Source organism: Pseudoalteromonas sp. S3178 (assembly GCF_005886985.1).
Classification (GTDB): domain Bacteria; phylum Pseudomonadota; class Gammaproteobacteria; order Enterobacterales; family Alteromonadaceae; genus Pseudoalteromonas; species Pseudoalteromonas carrageenovora.
In genome coordinates this window covers 1-328 of sequence record NZ_PNCW01000416.1, presented here as the reverse complement: position 1 = coordinate 328, position 328 = coordinate 1, and the positions used below count along the sequence as shown (strand labels likewise).

General features: G+C 41.5%; 1 pseudogene. It reads right to left on the bottom strand.

Annotated features, from left to right (window positions below):
- Positions 1 to 228 (bottom strand): annotated as a pseudogene (locus CWC11_RS21540) (dipeptidyl-peptidase 3 family protein); the annotation flags it as partial.
- Between the last annotated feature and the right edge of the window lie 100 nt (positions 229 to 328).

Below are 328 nucleotides of genomic sequence, written 5' to 3'. Positions count from 1 at the left end.
CTGGTTATCGTTTAAGTGACTTAAGTCTGTTTTTAGCGTTACTGGGGTATAAATATCTAGCCGGTCTTGAGATGCATTAACTAGTTTATAGCCTGATTGTTCAGTATTAGCTTGTGCTTGCTCAGTTTGTGCACTAGGTTTCTCTGAAGAGGTTGAAGGCTCAGAGCAGCCAGTTAGGGTGAGACCTGTTGCAAGCGCGATTGCAACCGAAATCATTGAGTGTTTCATAATGCTCCCTTGTTGTCTTAATTATGTGGCGATCAGCTTACACGATTTTGTATCACAATACTTAGTTAACTTAGATTGGTGTGTGATACTCAAGCCGCTG